Source organism: Blautia sp. Sow4_E7, from assembly GCF_052116245.1.
In the GTDB taxonomy this organism is placed as follows: Bacteria; Bacillota; Clostridia; order Lachnospirales; family Lachnospiraceae; genus Blautia_A.
In genome coordinates this window covers 21,828-41,309 of record NZ_JBQKLL010000025.1, presented here as the reverse complement: position 1 = coordinate 41,309, position 19,482 = coordinate 21,828, and the positions used below count along the sequence as shown (strand labels likewise).

The 19,482-nt window shown below is 45.6% G+C and carries 16 protein-coding genes; 15 read left to right on the top strand and 1 reads right to left on the bottom strand.

From position 1 onward, the window contains the following. Nucleotides 1–49 precede the first annotated feature (49 nt). The 8 genes from polA to ACTQ50_RS13345 all read left to right on the top strand — a co-directional run bounded on the left by polA (nucleotide 50) and on the right by ACTQ50_RS13345 (nucleotide 9,361). Nucleotides 50–2,689 carry a DNA polymerase I gene (gene polA / locus ACTQ50_RS13380; RefSeq protein WP_441484608.1) on the top strand — a complete coding sequence of 880 codons (2,640 nt, stop codon included), beginning with the start codon at nucleotides 50–52 and terminating at the stop codon, nucleotides 2,687–2,689. 77 nt (nucleotides 2,690–2,766) lie between these two features. Next, entirely contained in the window at nucleotides 2,767–3,366 is a 600-nt protein-coding gene (gene coaE / locus ACTQ50_RS13375) for a dephospho-CoA kinase (protein WP_441484607.1), read from the top strand. Further along, nucleotides 3,353–4,150, top strand: coding sequence for an MBL fold metallo-hydrolase (locus ACTQ50_RS13370; protein WP_441484606.1), 798 nt, complete (start codon nucleotides 3,353–3,355; stop codon nucleotides 4,148–4,150). Before coaE ends, ACTQ50_RS13370 begins: the two co-directional genes overlap by 14 nt. 148 nt (nucleotides 4,151–4,298) lie before the next feature. Next, entirely contained in the window at nucleotides 4,299–4,571 is a 273-nt protein-coding gene (locus ACTQ50_RS13365) for an ACT domain-containing protein (RefSeq protein ID WP_226819966.1), read from the top strand. A 96-nt stretch (nucleotides 4,572–4,667) separates the two neighbouring features. After that, nucleotides 4,668–6,032: a PFL family protein gene (locus ACTQ50_RS13360; protein ID WP_441484605.1), complete on the top strand. Its 1,365-nt coding sequence runs from the start codon at nucleotides 4,668–4,670 to the stop codon at nucleotides 6,030–6,032. A gap of 556 nt (nucleotides 6,033–6,588) precedes the next feature. Further along, the gene (locus tag ACTQ50_RS13355) at nucleotides 6,589–7,614 is read left to right on the top strand and encodes an ABC transporter substrate-binding protein (protein WP_226819962.1); all 1,026 of its coding nucleotides are present in this window, start codon (nucleotides 6,589–6,591) and stop codon (nucleotides 7,612–7,614) included. A gap of 22 nt (nucleotides 7,615–7,636) precedes the next feature. Next, the gene (locus ACTQ50_RS13350) at nucleotides 7,637–8,563 is read left to right on the top strand and encodes an ABC transporter permease (RefSeq protein WP_226819960.1); all 927 of its coding nucleotides are present in this window, start codon (nucleotides 7,637–7,639) and stop codon (nucleotides 8,561–8,563) included. A gap of 3 nt (nucleotides 8,564–8,566) precedes the next feature. Beyond that, nucleotides 8,567–9,361, top strand: a complete 795-nt coding sequence (locus ACTQ50_RS13345) for an ABC transporter ATP-binding protein (RefSeq protein ID WP_226819958.1) — start codon at nucleotides 8,567–8,569, stop codon at nucleotides 9,359–9,361. 169 nt (nucleotides 9,362–9,530) lie between these two features. Here the strand turns inward: ACTQ50_RS13345 and ACTQ50_RS13340 are convergent, their stop codons facing one another. After that, nucleotides 9,531–10,844 carry a tRNA(Met) cytidine acetate ligase gene (locus ACTQ50_RS13340; RefSeq protein ID WP_441484604.1) on the bottom strand — a complete coding sequence of 438 codons (1,314 nt, stop codon included), beginning with the start codon at nucleotides 10,842–10,844 and terminating at the stop codon, nucleotides 9,531–9,533. A 165-nt stretch (nucleotides 10,845–11,009) separates the two neighbouring features. Between ACTQ50_RS13340 and pta the strand changes: the two genes are divergently transcribed. The 7 genes from pta (at nucleotide 11,010) to ACTQ50_RS13305 (ending at nucleotide 19,463) form a co-directional block, all read left to right on the top strand. Then, entirely contained in the window at nucleotides 11,010–12,014 is a 1,005-nt protein-coding gene (pta, locus tag ACTQ50_RS13335; protein WP_117853900.1) for a phosphate acetyltransferase, read from the top strand. Nucleotides 12,015–12,141: 127 nt separating this feature from the next. After that, a complete protein-coding gene (locus tag ACTQ50_RS13330) occupies nucleotides 12,142–13,332 on the top strand; it encodes an acetate/propionate family kinase (RefSeq protein ID WP_441484603.1) in 1,191 nt (396 codons plus the stop codon). A gap of 264 nt (nucleotides 13,333–13,596) precedes the next feature. Continuing rightward, nucleotides 13,597–14,124 carry a YceD family protein gene (locus ACTQ50_RS13325; protein WP_441484602.1) on the top strand — a complete coding sequence of 176 codons (528 nt, stop codon included), beginning with the start codon at nucleotides 13,597–13,599 and terminating at the stop codon, nucleotides 14,122–14,124. A 5-nt stretch (nucleotides 14,125–14,129) separates the two neighbouring features. Further along, nucleotides 14,130–14,312 carry a 50S ribosomal protein L32 gene (rpmF, locus tag ACTQ50_RS13320; protein WP_077610953.1) on the top strand — a complete coding sequence of 61 codons (183 nt, stop codon included), beginning with the start codon at nucleotides 14,130–14,132 and terminating at the stop codon, nucleotides 14,310–14,312. A gap of 170 nt (nucleotides 14,313–14,482) precedes the next feature. Then, entirely contained in the window at nucleotides 14,483–15,370 is an 888-nt protein-coding gene (locus ACTQ50_RS13315; RefSeq protein ID WP_441484601.1) for an alpha/beta hydrolase, read from the top strand. A gap of 132 nt (nucleotides 15,371–15,502) precedes the next feature. Continuing rightward, on the top strand, nucleotides 15,503–17,545 hold the full coding sequence (locus tag ACTQ50_RS13310) for a hypothetical protein (RefSeq protein ID WP_441484600.1): 2,043 nt from the start codon (nucleotides 15,503–15,505) through the stop codon (nucleotides 17,543–17,545). Then, complete coding sequence (locus tag ACTQ50_RS13305) at nucleotides 17,523–19,463, top strand: GHKL domain-containing protein (RefSeq protein ID WP_441484599.1); 1,941 nt, start codon at nucleotides 17,523–17,525, stop codon at nucleotides 19,461–19,463. The genes ACTQ50_RS13310 and ACTQ50_RS13305 overlap by 23 nt, the downstream gene beginning before the upstream one ends. Nucleotides 19,464–19,482 lie beyond the last annotated feature (19 nt).

Here is a 19,482-nt window from a genome sequence, read left to right as displayed (position 1 = left end):
CAAAATATATAATTGGTGATACAGAACAGCTGCCATACAGGAGGCTTTTATGTGTGAAAAAATTTTATTGATAGATGGTCACAGCATTTTAAACAGGGCATTTTATGGCCTTCCGGATCTGACGAATTCAGAAGGTGTGCATACAGGCGCCGTTTACGGCTTTTTAAATATCCTGTTTAAAGTGCTGGGAGAGGAAAATCCAGAATATCTGGCGGTGGCTTTTGACAGAAGTGAGCCAACCTTCCGCCATGAGAAATACCCGGAATACAAAGGCACACGGAAGCCTATGCCGGAGGAATTGAAAGAGCAGATTCCAATTTTGAGGGAAATACTTGAAAAAATGGGGATCGCCATGGTTTCTCTTGCCGGATTCGAGGCAGACGATATTCTTGGTACCCTGGCAAGAAAAGGTGAGGAAAAAGACCTGGATGTAGTTATTCTTTCCGGCGACCGGGATCTTTTACAGCTTGCCACTAAGAAAACTATGATCCGTCTTCCAAAGACTGCAAAAGGGCAGACTGTAATCGAAGACTATAAGGAAGACCAGGTGCAGGAACGCTATCAGGTTACTCCTGCCCAGATTATAGAACTAAAGGCTCTTATGGGCGATTCTGCCGATAATATTCCAGGAATTCCAGGCATAGGGGAGAAGACTGCCACCAGGCTGATCGTGGAATATGGCTCCATAGAAAACGCTTTTTCCCATGCTGAGGAAATTCCCCAGAAGCGTGCCAGAGAATCTCTAAAGGAAAATTACCAGCTTGCCAAACTGAGTAAAGAACTTGCCGCCATTGATACAAGCAGTCCGGTGGAGTTCGCCCAGGACAATTTCCGGTTAGGGGATATTTATACCAAGGAAGCCTATGAGCTTTGCAGAAAGCTGGAGTTCAAGAATTTCCTGCTGAAATTTGATCCTGCAGAAGTGAATGAAAATACCATGGAGCAGGACTTTTTCACCTGCAATGACCTGGAAGGCTGTGAAGCGCTTTTTGAAAAAGCAGGACAGGCAGAATCTGTGGGAATGGCGCTTCTCTGGGATAAAGAAGGCGTTTATGGAGCTGGTCTTGCATTAGAAGAAGATGAAATATATTACATTCCGGTGGAGGGAATGATGACAGCAGCCTATTTAAGTGATAAGATCGGGCAGCTTGGAGAGAAGACCACAGTTTGTTCCATGGATGTAAAGACTATGCTGAAACGTGCTGATCTGAGACCAGAGGCAAAGGTGTTTGACTGTGGCATTGCTGCCTACCTTCTGAATCCGTTAAAAAGCACCTACACCTACGAAGAACTTGCGAAGGATTATCTGGACGGAAAACTCCTTCCAGGAAGAGAAGAGCTTCTGGGAAAAATATCCCTGAAAAAAGCCTGGGAGGAAGATATGCCGGAGCTTTCATATCTGGCATGCTATATGGCTTATACTTCCTTTGCCGCCAGAAAGCCGCTGGAAGAGAAGCTTCAGGAAACAGGCATGTGGAAGGTCTATACGGAGATAGAACTTCCTCTTGTATTTACCTTGGACTCCATGGAAAAATGGGGAATCGAAGTAAAAGGAGAAGAACTGAAAAATTATGGCGACAAGCTGACTGTCCGCATTCAGGAACTGGAAAAGCTGATCTGGCAGCAGGCAGGGGAAGAATTTAATATCAATTCCCCTAAGCAGCTAGGCGTGATCCTTTTTGAAAAAATGGCAATTCCAGGCGGAAAAAAGACGAAGACCGGTTACTCAACATCCGCTGATATCCTGGAGAAACTGGCACCGGAGAATCCAATCGTAAATGATATTCTGGAATACCGTCAGCTCACCAAGTTGAAATCCACTTATGCAGATGGACTTGGTGCTGTGATCGAGAAGGATGGAAGGATCCATTCCACCTTTAACCAGACCATTACAGCCACCGGCAGGATCAGCAGCACAGAGCCTAACCTTCAGAACATTCCGGTCCGTATGGAGCTTGGAAGACTGATCCGCAAGGTGTTTGTGCCGGAAGCTGGATTTGTATTTCTGGATGCAGATTATTCCCAGATCGAGCTGCGTGTTCTGGCGCATATGTCCGGGGATGAGAAGCTGATCGAGGCTTACCGGGAGGCAGAAGACATTCACAGGCTGACAGCGTCCCAGGTTTTCCATATTCCACTTGAAGAAGTCACCCCTCTGCAAAGACGAAATGCAAAGGCTGTAAACTTTGGAATTGTGTACGGAATCAGCTCTTTTGGTCTCAGCCAGGACCTTAGCATTACCAGGAAAGAAGCTGCAGCTTATATCCAGAAATATTTTGAGACCTACCCAAGTATCAAGGGCTTCCTGGATGGGCTTGTGGAGCAGGGAAAAGAAAAAGGCTATGTTTCCACAATGTTCGGTAGAAGAAGACCAGTTCCAGAACTGAAATCCAGCAATTTTATGCAGAGATCTTTTGGCGAGCGAGTGGCTATGAATTCTCCAATCCAGGGAACTGCCGCAGATATTATCAAAATTGCCATGAACCGTGTATACAAGCGCCTTTTGGATGAGAATCTGAGATCCAGACTGGTGCTTCAGGTGCATGATGAGCTGCTGATCGAGACCTGGAAAGACGAAATCCCACAGGTTTCCAAAATCCTGGAAGAGGAAATGAAGGGCGCAGCGAAGCTGGCAGTAGAACTGGAAGTGGATATGCACCAGGGAAGCAACTGGTACGAGGCAAAGTAAAATCAGAAGAATGCCAAAAATATTTTGTATTTCGAGATCTGCAACTGGAAATACAGAGATAATAAGGAATGAAACAAATGAAGACAATCGGGATCACAGGTGGAGTAGGCGCCGGGAAAAGTACGGTGCTTGCTTACCTGGAAGAAAAATACAATGCTTTTGTCATACAGGCAGATGAAGTGGGGCATATTGTAATGGAACCGGGGCAGGAGTGCTACCAGCCCGTTATCGACCTGTTTGGAAAAGAAGTGATAAAAAATGATAAAACTATTGACCGGAAGAGGGTTTCCGATGTAGTATTTGGACAACCGGATTTTTTGAACCGTTTAAACGGGATCATTCATCCGGCCGTGAAACGATATATTTTAAAAAGCCTGGAGGAACAGAAAAGAAAAGGGAGAAAGCTGTGCATTGTGGAGGCTGCCCTTTTCCTGGAAGAACATTACCAGGATTTTTGCGATGAAGTATGGTATATTTACACAGATGAGGAAATTCGTATTCAGCGCCTGATGGAGAGCAGAGGATATACAAGGGAGAAGTCTCTTGGAATCATTGGAAATCAGGCCAGCGAAGCATATTTCCGTGCCCACACAGATTACGTGATAGAAAATAACGGCGATCTGGAAAAAACGTGGAAGCAGATTGATGAAGGAGTAAGAAGAAATGAGACTTTGTAGCATTGCCAGTGGAAGCAGCGGAAACTGTATTTACGTAGGATCAGAAGAGACACATGTTCTGGTGGATACAGGGATCAGCGGCAAAAGGATCGAGCAGGGACTGAACCAGCTGGAGCTTACTGGCAGGGACATTGACGCCATTCTGGTTACTCACGAGCATTCTGACCATATCAGCGGGCTTGGGGTGATGGCACGAAGATACCATATTCCGGTTTATACCACAGGTGGAACCGCAGATGCCATCAGCAGAATGAAAAATATGCAGAATCTTCCGGAGGATACCTTCCATGAGATCGTGGAAGACCAGGTTTTTCATATCAAGGATCTGACCATACATCCTTTTTCCATTCCTCACGATGCAGCACAGCCGGTTGGTTACCGTGTGGAGTGTGAGGACAAGGCAGTGGGGATTGCCACAGACCTTGGAAAATATAACGATTACATAGTAGATAATCTACAAAATCTGGATGCCCTTTTGCTGGAGGCCAACCATGATATCCGTATGCTTCAGGTGGGAAGCTATCCCTATTATCTGAAGCAGCGTATCTTAGGAGACCGGGGACATCTTTCCAATGAAAACGCGGGAAGACTGCTTTGCAGGCTTTTGCATGACGATATGAAGGCGATCTTCCTTGGACATTTAAGCAAAGAAAATAACTACGAGGCTCTTGCCTATGAGACTGTGTGCTCAGAGGTAACCCTTGGAGATAATCCATATAAATCAAAAGATTTTCAGATACAGGTTGCGAAACGGGACAGTATTTCAGACGTGGTTGTGCTGTAGCAGCATGTCACGGCGATAAAAGTGAAAGCCAGGTTTTTGGCGGATGTTCCGTTTTTATATACAGATTATGGGAAGTGTGACAATGTAACAAACATTTTCCGTGAGACAGTCAAATATGGGCGTGAGACCCAAACACAGGAGGAGTATCATGAAAAAAACAATCATCACAGTAGTAGGAAACGACACCGTTGGTATTATCGCAAAGGTATGTACCTATCTTGCAGAGAACCAGGTAAATATTCTGGACATCTCCCAGACGATTGTACAGGGATATTTTAACATGATGATGGTGGCAGACACCAGTGCTTCAGACAAGGAAATTGCAACTCTTTCCAAGGAACTGGCTGCTCTCGGGGATGAGATCGGCGTCGTGATCCATTGCCAGCATGAGGATATTTTTAACGTAATGCATCGTATTTAAGAGGAAAGTCTGGTCTGTCAGCCGCGAAGGTGTGGACCCCTTGGACATTGGATTTTCAGTTTTATAAACTTATCTGGAGAAAGGAACACGAACGCTATGATTAATATGTTTGAGGTAAACGAGACCAATAAAATGATCGAGCAGGAGAACCTGGATGTGCGTACCATCACTCTTGGAATCAGCCTGCTTGACTGCATTGACAGTGATCTCGATAAAGTAAACGAGAAAATTTATAACAAAATTACCACATATGCCAAGGATCTGGTGGAAACCGGGGAGAAAATTTCTGCCCAGTATGGAATTCCCATTGTAAATAAACGTATTTCCGTAACTCCGATTGGTCTTATTGGCGGAGCAGCCTGCAAAACCACAGAAGACTTTGTAACCATCGCCAAGACTCTTGACAGAGCTGCCAAGAAGGTGGGAGTAAACTTTATCGGCGGATATACCGCTCTTGTAAGCAAAGGAATGACACCTGCGGAAGAGCTTCTGATCCGTTCCATTCCACAGGCGCTTGCCAGCACAGAGCGTGTGTGCAGCTCTGTAAACGTAGGTTCCACAAAGACCGGAATCAATATGGATGCGGTGAAGCTTATGGGCGAGATCGTTCTGGAAACAGCACAGGCTACCAGAGATCAGGATTCTCTTGGCTGCGCCAAGCTGGTAGTATTTTGCAATGCACCAGATGACAACCCGTTCATGGCAGGCGCTTTCCATGGCGTAACAGAGGCGGATGCCATTATCAATGTTGGTGTCAGCGGACCTGGCGTTGTAAAAACAGCTCTTGAGAAGGTAAGAGGACAGGACTTTGAAACTCTCTGTGAAATGATCAAGCGTACTGCATTTAAAGTAACCCGTGTGGGCCAGCTGGTTGCCAGAGAAGCGTCTAAGATGCTTGGGGTTCCATTTGGTATTGTAGATCTTTCCCTTGCACCTACACCTGCGATTGGTGACAGTGTGGCAGAAATCCTGGAAGAGATCGGCCTTGAGAGAGCCGGTGCGCCTGGAACTACAGCAGCCCTTGCCCTGTTAAATGACCAGGTAAAAAAAGGCGGTGTAATGGCATCCACAGCAGTAGGTGGATTAAGCGGCGCATTTATCCCGGTCAGTGAGGACCAGGGAATGATCGATGCGGTAACTGCAGGTGCGCTTACCATTGAGAAACTGGAAGCTATGACCTGTGTATGCTCTGTAGGACTTGATATGATCGCAGTACCTGGAGATACCAAGGCTTCCACCATTTCCGGAATCATTGCAGATGAAGCAGCAATCGGAATGGTAAACCAGAAGACCACTGCAGTCCGCCTGATCCCGGTTATTGGAAAAGGTGTGGGAGAGACTGTTGAATTCGGCGGTCTCCTTGGCTATGCACCGATCATGCCAGTGAATAATTTCTCCTGCGAAGCATTTGTGGCAAGAGGCGGAAGAATCCCGGCACCGATCCATAGCTTTAAAAACTAAGCTTGCGAAGCAAGCGCTACTTCTTGTGTTTGTCACAAGAAGGTTCCTCTATATTTAAATTTGTACTTGACATTCTTACATCACTGTGCTAAAGTATAAACCAGTTAAACCGATGAGAAAGAGTAGTAAATCAGATGCAACATTGAGTCATTATGAATGGACTGAGTAATGGCTTACCAGAGAGCGGAGGATGGTGTGATCTTCGTATGAAGCGGCTGATGGAATGGACTTTCGAGGGCGGCCCGAAATTATGATTTGAGAGAGTAGGCGCCGACGGGAACCGAACCCGTTACCAATCAGGAGTGTATGTTTGTACATGAGAAAGTGGACGATTTGTCAATTTGAGTGGCACCGCGATAATAAGATTTTATTACCGTCTCAAAGAACAACAAGGAATGTTGTTTTTTTGAAGACGGTTTTTTAATACCCTGGAAAGCCCACAGCGGTTGCTGATGGACACGGGAGACAGATACCACTCATTCTTTCTCGCAGACAAGATGCGGAGGATCGGCTCAGTTATCTTCCAGCCAATTTTAAGAGAGAGAGGAAAAACACTATGAAAAAAAGAATGATCGCAATCGCAGCAGCAACAATGGCAACTATGATGATGGCAACACCTGTTCTTGCAGAGGACTATAAGATCGGTATCTGCAACTACGTGGATGACGCTTCCCTGAACCAGATCGTAGACAATCTGGAAAGCCGCCTGAAAGAAATCGGCGATGAGAAGGGTGTAAACTTTGAAATTTCTTATGACAACTGTAATGCAGATGCCAATGTTATGGAGCAGATCATCTCTGACTTCCAGGCAGACGGCGTAGACCTTATGGTTGGCGTTGCTACACCGGTAGCTATGCGTATGCAGGCAAGCACAGAAGGAACAGACACACCGGTTGTATTCTCCGCAGTGTCAGATCCAGTTGGTGCAGGTCTTGTAGAGTCCATGGATGCACCTGGCGCAAATCTTACCGGAACAAGCGATTATCTGGATACCGCTTCCATTATGAAACTGATCGAAGCTGTAAACCCGGATACCAAGAAGATCGGACTTTTATATGATATCGGACAGGATTCCTCCACAGCAGCCATTGAAGCAGCAAAAGCTTACATGGATGAGAATGGAATCGAATATGTTGAGCGTACCGGAACCACCACAGATGAGGTTCAGCTTGCAGCAGACGCACTTGTTGCAGATGGTGTAGATGCAGTATTTACCCCAACAGACAACACCATTATGACAGCAGAGCTTTCCATCTATGAGAAATTCATTGATGCAGGAATCCCACACTACACAGGAGCTGATTCCTTCGCATTAAACGGAGCATTTGCAGGATACGGTGTTGACTATGCAAACCTTGGCGCCAAAACAGCAGACATGGTAGCAGACATTCTTTTAAACGGTGCTGATCCGGCAACCACTCCTGTAGAGACCTTTGACAACGGTACTGCAACTGTAAATACAGAAACCTGCGAAGGCCTTGGCCTTGATTTTGAAACTGTCAAAGCAGCTATGGAGCCTCTTTGCACACAGGTAAATGAGATCGTGACAGCAGAGAGCTTTGACGAACTGGAAGCAAATTAATGATTAACCGGAGGAAATGATCGTGACACTGGCTACTGCACTCTCCTTAGGAGAAACTGCCCTGAAACTTGGACTGATCTGTTCACTGACTGTCCTTGCATTGTTTTTAAGTTATTCTATGCTGAATGTCTGCGACCTTTCTACAGACGGCTGCTTTACTTTAGGCGCCGCTGTAGGAGCTGCCGTGGCAGTCAGCGGACATCCTTTTTTATCTATCTTGGCAGCAATGCTCGCTGGAATCTGTTCCGGCTTTGTAACCGGATTTTTGCAGACGAAAATGGGCGTAGACAGCCTGCTTGCCGGAATTATTGTGAATACAGGCTTGTATTCCATTAACATCGCTGTGATGGGAGGCTCTTCCCTGATCAACATGAACCGTACAGATACGGTATTTTCCATGATGAAGGATGCCCTGGCAGATACCCCTCTTAAGGGAAGATCAGACATTCTTGTTGCACTGATCGCAGTAGTAGCAGTGGTTGCCTTTCTGGTAGTATTTTTGAAAACAAGACTTGGTCTTGCAATCCGGGCGACAGGAAATAATGCGGATATGGTGAAGTCATCCTCCATCAATCCGGTATTTACAACGATTATCGGACTTTGCATTGCAAACTCTTTTACCGCATTGTCCGGATGTCTTCTTTCCCAGTCCCAGAAATCAGTGGATATCAATATCGGTCAGGGAATGGTTACCATTGCCCTTGCATCTCTGCTGATCGGTGGAACCATCCTGGGAAAAGGCGGAATCTTTGTGAGAGCTGTGGGAATGGTACTTGGTTCCTTTATTTTCCGACTGGTCTATACAGTGGCACTGAGATTTAACATGCCAGCTTTCATGCTGAAGCTGGTATCCTCCGTGATTGTCATTCTGGCAATCTCCGGTCCGTATCTGAAGCGTCAGTGGCCGCAGCTGAAACGAAGAATGACACACCAGAAGGGAGGAATCTGATCCATGTTAAAGCTTTCACATATTTCCAAAACCTTTAACCCGGGAACGGTAAATGAAAAAGTTGCGATCAGGGATTTGTCCCTTCATCTTGAAAAAGGTGATTTCGCAACCATCATCGGTTCCAATGGAGCTGGAAAATCCACTATGTTTAATGCCATTTGTGGGGATTTTCTTACAGATTCCGGATCCATTGTTCTGGACGGGGAGGACATTACATTTATGCCCCAGCATGCCAGAGCGAAAAATATTGGCCGATTGTATCAGGATCCTATGAGAGGAACGGCACCTGGAATGACCATCCTGGAAAATCTTGCTCTTGCAGCTGGTAAGGGCGGCTGGCTTTCCCGTATTTCCAAAAGTGACAAACAGCGCTTCCGTGAGCAGCTGGCTCTTCTGGATATTGGACTGGAAGACCGCATGAACCATCCGGTGGGACTTCTCTCCGGTGGTCAGAGACAGGCGCTTACCCTTTTGATGGCGACCATGAATCCGCCGAAACTCCTCCTTCTGGATGAGCACACCGCAGCTCTTGACCCAGGAACAGCCGAGAAGGTGCTGAACCTGACAAAGAGAATTGTGGAAGAACATCACCTAACCTGTCTGATGATCACTCACAATATGCAGTCTGCGCTGGAGCTTGGAAACCGTATTCTGATGATGGATTCCGGTGACATTGTTCTGGATATTAAGGAAGAAGAGAAGAAGGGACTTACTGTGGAAGGCCTGCTTGATAAGTTTAAAGTTGGAGCAGGAAAGAAACTGGATAATGACCGTATTCTTCTTTCTAATGAAAAATAAAAATGGAGCCCTGGCTATGACGAGAACTGTGATAGCCGGGGCTTTTTACTTACGCGGGCAACGGGCCAAAGTCCGTGCTTGCACGAGACCTTGGCAACTGCCACGTTTGACTTGGAAGAGGATCAGCTGCCTGAAAAATATTAAAAACAAGGCGCTGCCTAAATACTTATTATAGAATAACGATCTGCTGTCTGTATTCATGCGTATAAACAGCAGTATTTTTTTGCGCCAGAATACTTTCGTAAAGATTGGATGCGAGGGTTGTTTCGTTTAACAACTCCATAGCCTGAGGCACATTTTCGAGTGTTTTAGGGGCATCCGGCAATTTGGTAAGCAGAGGAATACGGCCACGCTTTTTTATTTCCCCCAGAAGTGCAGAACTGTCTTTTCGAAATCCCAGAACCCGGGCATAAGGAATCTGTGCCGGCACATTCTGAATATGAAGAAGCATGTGAAGCAGTGCCCTCTGGATCCTGGTACGTGTGATCTCCTTGGTTTTCAGAAGGTCAGCAAACTGGGAAAAGGTCTGGTACTGATCCCGGCAGGCGAGGATCCTTCTTGCAAGAGAATGAGAAAGATCCAGGTAAGTGCACAGGCTTTCCTCGGTTTCCAAAAGAAGACAGTAGCGGTAAAGAACGTCCAGATCATTTTCCAGGAGAAAACGGTTTTCGGAAACCTCCTGTAAAAACAAATTTCGGCTGGATTTTGGTAAAAAGTTTTCTGTCAGATCCGTAAGGAGGGCGTCCCCCTGCGCCGATGCCCCGTGAAAATCTGATGAAGTAAGGTGCATGCTGTCGGTAAGGGCTGATGAGCAATTGTCTGCATGCTTTATGCCTGAAATGGCATTTCGAATCGCGGAAGCAGAGGGAAATTTGTTCTCGGATAAAGTATTTTCGTGATAATCATCTCCCTCGCGTTTTATGGCGACTGGTGAAATGGAACTGCTTTCCCGCAAAATAGCCTTGCAATATTCGATCCCAAGAATGTTATTAGGGGAAGAAAGTATCTGCTGGTATTTTTCAGATTCGGGCAGAACAGCAGCAAGAGCCAGGCTTCTGGCTTTGGGAAAGGTCATCCCCTCTTTCAGATTCTGGCGAAGGGCAGTCTGAAATTCTTCTGGTTCTTCCACCAGGATTTTTGCCAGCTCCATAAGGATATCCGTATTGCCGCATTCGCTTCCAAAACAAAGCAGATCGGTAACCCCAAGTCCGTTTAGAAGCTGCACGCCTCCTCTGGCAAAAAGCTCTGCGCTGGCAGTGGAAATAGAAACTGGCAGCTCCAGAACCAGGTCTGCTCCGCTTCGAAGAGCCATTTCAGCGCGTACATATTTGGAAAAAAGAGCAGGGGTTCCCCTTTGGACGAAATCGCCGCTCATGGCAATGACCACATAGTCTGCCCCAAGTTTTTCCCTTACATAGTTTATCTGATATTCATGCCCTGTGTGGAATGGATTGTATTCTGCAATAATTCCGGCTGTTTTCATAAAATTGCACCTCAAAAAATACGTTGTTCTGCCATATTCTAACATTGAAAAGCTTGAAATACAAGGCGGGGTGGCGTATAATGAGGATAAGTTACTGAACGGGAAAGGGATATTTATGCCAGTTCCCAGAGGATTACTGTAACAAATGAAAGGAGCCATTTAATCATGGGATTTATTGATGTAATCAAAGAAAGAGCAAAATCCAGCATTAAGACAATCGTACTGCCAGAGACAGAGGACATGAGAACTCTTGAAGCAGCAGACAAAATTTTAAAAGAGGGAATTGCTAAGCTTGTACTTGTTGGTAATGAGGAAGCAGTTAAGAAGAGCGCAGCTGAAGGCGGCTTCGACATTTCCGGTGCACAGATCGTAGATCCTGCAACATCTGAGAAGACTCAGGGATATATTGACAAATTAGTAGAGTTAAGACAGAAAAAAGGCATGACACCAGAGCAGGCTAAGGAGATCCTTCTGAACCAGTATCTGTATTATGGTGTTATGATGGTTAAGATGGGCGATGCAGACGGCATGGTTTCCGGAGCTTGCCACTCTACAGCTGATACCTTAAGACCATGCCTTCAGATTCTGAAGACAAAACCAGGTACCAAGCTTGTTTCCGCATTCTTCCTGATCATCGTTCCGGATTGCGAGTACGGCGCTAACGGTGCATTCGTATTCGGTGATTCCGGTCTGAACCAGAACCCGAATCCAGAAGAACTTGCAGCAATCGCAGCTTCTTCTGCTGAGTCCTTCAAGCTTCTTGTACAGGAAGAGCCTGTAGTAGCTATGCTTTCACATTCTACTAAGGGAAGTGCGAAACATGCAGATGTTGATAAAGTTGTTGAGGCTACCAAGATCGCGAAAGAGCAGAATCCAGACCTTGCACTTGACGGAGAGTTCCAGCTTGATGCAGCTATCGTTCCAAGCGTAGGTGCTTCCAAAGCTCCAGGAAGCCCGGTTGCAGGTAAGGCTAACGTCCTGATCTTCCCAGACCTTGATGCAGGAAACATCGGATACAAACTGGCTCAGCGTCTTGCAAAAGCAGAAGCTTACGGACCTATCACCCAGGGTATCGCAAAACCTGTAAACGACCTGTCCCGTGGATGCTCCGCTGACGATATCGTTGGTGTTGTAGCAATCACATCTGTACAGTGCCAGGCTCAGGACTAATTTGGAATTAGTCTGAAAAGGGCTGAATCGTATTGTGATTGAGGGCACATGCCCTTGAAGAGATACCAGAGGAATAAAATATCTGGTGTCAGGTAATACATAATCATGTAAACAGGAGAGTAAAAAAATGAATGTATTGGTAATTAACTGCGGTAGTTCTTCTTTAAAATACCAGCTGATCGATTCCGACACAGAAGCAGTTCTTGCAAAAGGACTTTGCGAGAGAATCGGAATTGACGGAAGACTGGTATACCAGAAAGCCGGAAACGACAAAGAGATCACAGAGGCTTCCATGCCGACTCATAAAGAAGCCATCCAGATGGTTCTGGAAGCTCTTACAAATGAGAAAACAGGCGCGATCAAGAGCCTTGCAGAGGTTAATGCAATTGGTCACCGTATCGTACACGGCGGCGAGAAATTTGCTTCTTCCGCTATCATCACAGATGAGATGATCAAAGCAGTAGAAGAGTGCAACGATCTTGCACCGCTTCACAACCCGGCAAACCTGATCGGTATCCGCGTATGCTCCGAGCTTATGCCAAACGTACCTCAGGTAGGTGTATTCGATACCGCATTCCATCAGACAATGCCTGCAAAAGCATATTTGTACGGACTTCCGATCGAGTACTACAAGAACTACAAAGTAAGAAGATACGGCTTCCACGGAACCTCCCACAGCTTCGTATCCAAACGTGCTGTTGAGTTCCTTGGCCTTGACAAAGATAAATCCAAGGTTATCGTTTGCCACCTTGGAAACGGTTCTTCCATCAGTGCTGTACAGAATGGCAAATGCGTAGATACTACAATGGGTCTTACTCCTCTTGAAGGTGTTGTAATGGGTACACGTTCCGGAAGCATTGATCCGGCTATCGTTGAGTACATTGCAAAGAAAGAGAACCTGGATCTTGCAGGTGTTATGAACGTTCTGAATAAGAAATCCGGTCTTCAGGGTATGTCTGGTGTTTCCAGCGATATGCGTGACCTTAGAGCAGCAGCTGCTGAGGGCAACGAGGATGCTAAGAACGCAATCGAAGTTCTCTGCTATGGCATTGCGAAATATGTAGGCGGATATGTAGCAGCTATGAACGGTGTTGATGCGATCGTATTTACTGCTGGTATCGGTGAGAACGTTGGCATGATCCGTGAGAAAGTTTGCTCTTACCTTGGATTCCTTGGTGTTACAATCGACGCTAAGGCTAACGAGGCTATGGGCGAGGAAGTTGTTATTTCCGGTGCTGACTCCAAGGTAAAAGTTGCAGTTATCCCGACCAACGAGGAGCTTGCAATCTGCCGTGATACTGTAGCACTTGTAAAATAATTACAAGGTAATACAGCATTCCTTTATAAAAAGTACTGATCCTGCCAGAGCGTATGCTTCTCTGGCAGGATTTTATATGCAGCAGGGAATTTCCCTGGAAGCTCCTGCTGCATGTAAGTAACAGGAAATTAATTTGGTATTTCCCCTGAAATTTCGTTAGCTTTTGTAATTTTTTTGAAAATTTATTGTATATAAGGGAAAATTCAAGTTGACAAATAATGACAGGGTATGTATAATTGATTAAGTGTGAATAGGGAGACGATTATGCAGATACATTTATTAGACATTTCATCCAGCGAAGGGAAGAGCCAGCACTACAGTGTTGCTTTTGAGATGGATACCATCACCTTCCAGCAGGGAACCTTTCCAGTACTGGATAAGGAGCCTGTAGAGCTTACCATTACGAATACCGGAGACAGAGTTCTGGAACTTGAAGGAAGCGGTCTTGTGACTGTTGGAATTCCATGTGACAGATGTCTGGAAGAGGTTAAGACCAGGATTCCTTTTGAATTTAAGAGGAAGCTTGATATGAAGCTTACAGATGAAGAGCGTGTGAATGATCTGGATGAGAGTAGCTATCTCACCGGCTATGACCTGGATGTGGACCGTTTGGTCTATCTTGAGGTACTGATGAGCTGGCCTTTGAAAGTCTTATGTAAAGAAGACTGCAAAGGGATTTGCAGCAGATGCGGGAAGAACCTGAATGATGGTCCCTGCGGATGTGCCGAGGAGCCTAAGGATCCCCGTATGGCAGCTATCAGTGATATATTCAGTAAATTTAAGGAGGTGTAACCGAAATGTCCATCTGCCCAAAGAATAAATCTTCCAAAGCAAGACGCGATAAGAGAAGAGCAAACTGGAAAATGAGCGCTCCGAACCTTGTAAAATGCAGCAAATGCGGCGCACTTATGATGCCACACAGAGTTTGCAAGGCTTGCGGAAGCTATAACAAAAAAGAGATCGTTAAAGTTGAAGACTAATAACGAACCTTTAAAGAACATCTGAGATGATTGGGTGTTCTTTTTTTATTGTTTTTTCTACATATTTCATATATAATATTTACAGAAAAACGCACAAATCTGAATTCTATTTTATGAATAAAATGGAGAGATGCGGCGTGCTGAAAAATATAGTATTTGGAGGAACCACAATGTCTGAATTAAGTGATAAGATCAGATCAGAATTTAAAAAAGCAGATGATGAGCGGGATGCTCTTTTGAATACCCCGGAGGACATCGACCGCTGGGATAACATTGTATATGGACACGATGACAGAGAGATGCAGAAGCTGGATGTGTACAGACCGAAGCAGGCACAGGGAGAGGATCTTCCGGTGATCATCAGTGTTCACGGCGGTGCCTGGATGTACGGAGATAAGGAGAGATACCAGTATTACTGTATGAGTCTTGCCCAGCGTGGATTTGCTGTTGTGAACTTTACCTACCGCCTTGCACCGGAGTACAAATTCCCGGCACAGCTGGAGGACCTGAATCTTGTCTGCAAGTGGGTGATGAAGCGTGCAGGAAGATTCCACTTTGATACAGAGCGTATTTTTGCAGTGGGAGATTCTGCAGGAGCCCATCTTCTGGGACTTTATGCAGGAATCTGCACCAACCCTGCATCTGCATCCAAATATGATTTTGCGGTACCGGAGGGATTTGCCCTCACTGCAATTGCATTGAACTGCGGCGTATACAGAGTTCCGAGGGAAGAACCGGAGAATATGACCATGCAGATCATGAAAGAGCTTCTTCCAGAGGGCGGTACGGAGGAAGAACTGGAGAAGATCGACGTGTTAAATGGCATTACAGATGTGTATCCCCCTGTATTTTGCATGACTTCTGTAGCGGACTTCCAGAAAACACAGGCACCTGCCCTTGTTCAGAAGCTGATGGAGAATAATGTGCCGTTTGTATATCGCGTGTTTGGAGATAAAGTAAATAAACTTGGACATGTGTTCCACTGCGATATTAAGACTATTGACGCGGCTCAGTGCAATGATGCAGAATGCGATTTCTTCCGGGAATTTTGTTTCTGATCGGATATGATATATGGTTGTTGCTGTGAACGGAGTGAACAGTAACACCGTTTTTCACAGAAACCTGCGGTTCGCCACAGGTTTCTTGTTTTATATGGTAAAATTCGATATGCTTAAAACAGGAGAGAATAGATGAAGAAAAAAAGGATTTACTGGCTGGCCGTAATTGTATGCTGCCTTTTCCTGTGGGGCGGGGCTGGAGGAAGGACAGTGCTGGCGGCTGATCATGTGATAACAGATTTTTCCAGAATCTTTTACATACCTGCAGGTGCCGTTTTAAAAGACGGGGATATGCAGGGACTTCGGGAAATTTACGATGATATGGGCTGCATGGCTTACACAGAAGAGGGAGAAGAACTTTATCTGAATGTAATCTGGGACTATTCTGCAATTGATATACGAACTGCAGGTGCCTATGAACTGAAAGGTACGGTACAGCTTCCGGAAGGCTATGTGAGCAAGGCTAAATTACCTGTGTGGACGGCAGAAATCTCAGTACAGAATCCGGGACAGCCAGAGATCCAGGTCTATTCCAGAATGATTTCTGCAGGTATTTACTATTTTCCCTGGATTGCAGACCAGGATCCGGATACCATGACCATCTGGATGCGAAAAGAAGGGGAAGACTGGGTAAATGTAAGTGAGGAAGGGTATGGATTCTGCGATACCGACGGAATGTATCTTTCCTGCCAGAGTATGCTGCCTGGAAATGTGTATACACTGACGGTGACTTATGAGAGAGGAAAAACCCGAAATCTTACTTACCGATATGGGTCAGATGGAGCGCTGGATGTGATCAGTTATCAGCCTGGTACCCTTGGCGATACGCTTAAGAAGGACAGGACCATCCGTTCTATTGAGAGTATAAATGAAAAAGGCCTGCAGCGCTGTATGGTTTATGCAGTGCGGGTAGGGCAAAGTCTGGCAGAGGTAAGAGCAGATCTGGAAGAAACATTTCATATTCTGGGAAGCACCTGTGAGGAATATGAGGATACCGCAGCCCATCCGTCTGTAATGATGCCCTCAGTGTGGGATTTTGACCAGGTAAATACGGCGGTTCCAGGCGTTTACAAGGTGACTGGGACGTTTACTGCTCCCCAGGGATATGAGGCAGATTCCGGGCTTTTAGTGCCGGAGGCGGTGGCTTATGTCACGGTACAAAGAACAGATCAGCCAGAGGTACAGACCTGTTGTATGACAGGTGTGGATACCTTGTACTTTCCAATGGTGCTGGATGCTTTTTTGGACAGCCAGATAAGTGGATTCCAGGTATATTTAAAGAATGCAGGAACCGAAAAAAGAGTAGAAACCGGGAATTTTTATTTTACCAGAAAAGGCCTGTATCTGAAGCGGGGCGGTCTGAAGCAGAACCAGGAATATGGCATTTACGTTCTTTATCCAGGTGGAAGCACAGGCGTGTATACCTTTCAATATGATGAAGACCTGATCACCAATGAACACTGGTATGAGAGAAACTATGCAGACCGGGATGGAAAGGATTTCCCAGATATAGACAATGGTCCGGAGAAAGTGACAGATACGTCTACGATCATGGTAGGAAACCGTCTTTTGGATCTTATACGTATGGGAGAGAAGCAGATCCCTTTTGAAAAAGACGGCGTTCTCATCGAGGTTCCCACAGAGACGGTAAAGGACTGGGAGATTGAAGACCAGGATCAGATCCAGGTGGATATCTCCAGGGAAGGGAATGGAATATCCGTTAAAATTTCTAAAAATGGGAATGAAATTACAGAGATTCCAGGAGCTGTTTTAAAAGTTCCATATACTTCTGAAGATGGGGAACCTACGCTTACAGATGAGGATGGAAATACTTATACTGGTACTGTGGAGGAAACCCAGAAGGTGGCTGTGATCCCTATTGACAAGCCGGGAGAATACACAGTGGAAGAGACACCAGAGGAGGAAGTCTCAGAGGAAGCAGATACAGAGACAGCGGATATCTCCCAGGATGCGGAAGAATTCCATTCGTCTGGTGAAATTCCAACAGAAGCCCAGGAAGAAAGAAAAGAGAAAGATTTGTCAGCACAGCATAAAAAAACGGCTTCTATTGTTGGAAGTATTGTAATTTTGTTAATATTGTTATGGCGTTTGCAAATGGGAAAAGGAAGGAAACTCCGAAAGGGGGGACGGGGTGAAAGAGAACAGGACAAATAAGAAAAGCAGAAAAATGCTGTGGGGGACGGTGCTTATAACCATGGTCCTGTCCTTTATGTTTTTTTATGTATTGTATTGTTCAAACAACAAATATATGACAAGAGAAGAAAAGGCAATACATGGACTTCTCTATGCAGATGGCTCCTATGAAAATCTCCCTGTATATTATCTGTCGAGAGAGTGGGAATACTATCCGGATGTGCTGCTTACACCCAGGGATGATCTGTCAGATTACTATTCCCGTTATATCTCCATAGGAGAATACGGCGGAATGGAGCTTGGAGACCGGGATGGCGATCCATATGGGAGCGGTACCTACCGCCTGCGCATCATGATTCCGTCGGAAGAACATACCTATGGATTATATCTGCCGGAAATATTTTCTGCATATAATCTGTATGTAGATGGAGTTCTGATCGAACAGGTGGGAAATCCGGATCCAGATCATTATGTAGAGCGCATTCAGCATAGAATGTTTACTTTTAAAGCCCATACTTCTGTGGAAATTATGATCGCAGTGACCGATAAGGATTCTGCATCCCCGGGAATCCAGTATGTCCCGGCCTTTGGAAATCCGTTGAAGGTAAATACCATAAGAGGAATCCCGGTATTTATCAATTCTTCTGTATTTACATTAGTGGTTCTGGTTTTGCTGTTTTCCATCTGGGCTTTTTTCAGGACCAGGAGCAGGGCAAATGCGCTGTTTGCGGGAGTGTGTCTTTGTGTGCTGGGATATACCTGTTATCCGCTTTTGTACACTTATGCAGCGCTTCGGGTGCAGCCGTGGTTTTCTCTTGAGATGCTGTTTTATTATCTTGCTTTTCCAGCTATGCTGCTTTTGGAATATGAGATCACGGAACGAAAATATAAATGGATCGGCTGGGTGGTTGTACTTACTGCAGTGCTGGGAGTGGGCGCCACTGTTGCAGGAATTTTTGCAGGAGGAAGTAAGACAGCAGTTCTTTCTTACGGCATTTCCTGGGGAACAGAAGGGTTAAAATGGTTTACTGTGGTCTGTCTGATGATTGCCGCTTTTTTTTATACAGAGGGAGAAGGAAAAATTTCTCTTCTTGCAGGAACTGTGATCTATGCGGTCTCTCTGGCTGCAGACAGAATCTGGCCATTGTATGATCCTATTATCGGGGGATGGTTCCCAGAGTGGGGCGGGACGATCCTGACAGGGATTTTTGGGATGCTTCTTTGGAAAGAATTGACAGAGGGCTACCGCATGCGCCTGATTTACGAAGAGCAATCCAGGCAGATGGAGCTTCGCCTGATGATGCAAAAAGAGCATTATGAGAAGCTGACAGGGGCACTGGAGGAAGCAAGCCGTACCAGGCATGACCTGCGCCAGTATATTCGTACCGCTTCCATGCTGCTGGAACAGGAGCACTATGAAGAACTGAAAGAGTATTTCCACCGGTTTGCCAGGGAAAGCAGTGAAAAAATGCAGACGCCAGTCTGTTACAGCAAGAACATGTCTGTAGATGCAATTCTCCATTATTATGCGGCGCAGCTGGAGCAGCTGGGAGTGGAATTCCGGCATTCTGTGGAGATACCGGCCCAGATGAAAATTACGGATCTGGATATCTGCAGGATTTTTGGCAATCTTCTGGAAAATGCAGTTCGTGCCGTGGAAAATGAGCAGGATTCGGAAGAGGCTTATGTAAATTGCGTGTGTAAAGTGAGAATGGGAAAATTGCTGATCAATATTGAAAACACCTACCACGGGGAATTGAGAAGAAATGGAGAGGTGCTGTATTCCACAAGGCATAGTGGACGTGGAATTGGAACAGCCTCTGTAAGCAAAACAGCGGAAAAATATGGGGGATATGCAGATTTTGCAGCAGAAGATGGAATGTTTCGGGCAAATGTGTTTATCCCGCTTGGAAATCTGGAAGGAAAAAAGTCTGCATGAATGAACGTGCAGACTTTTT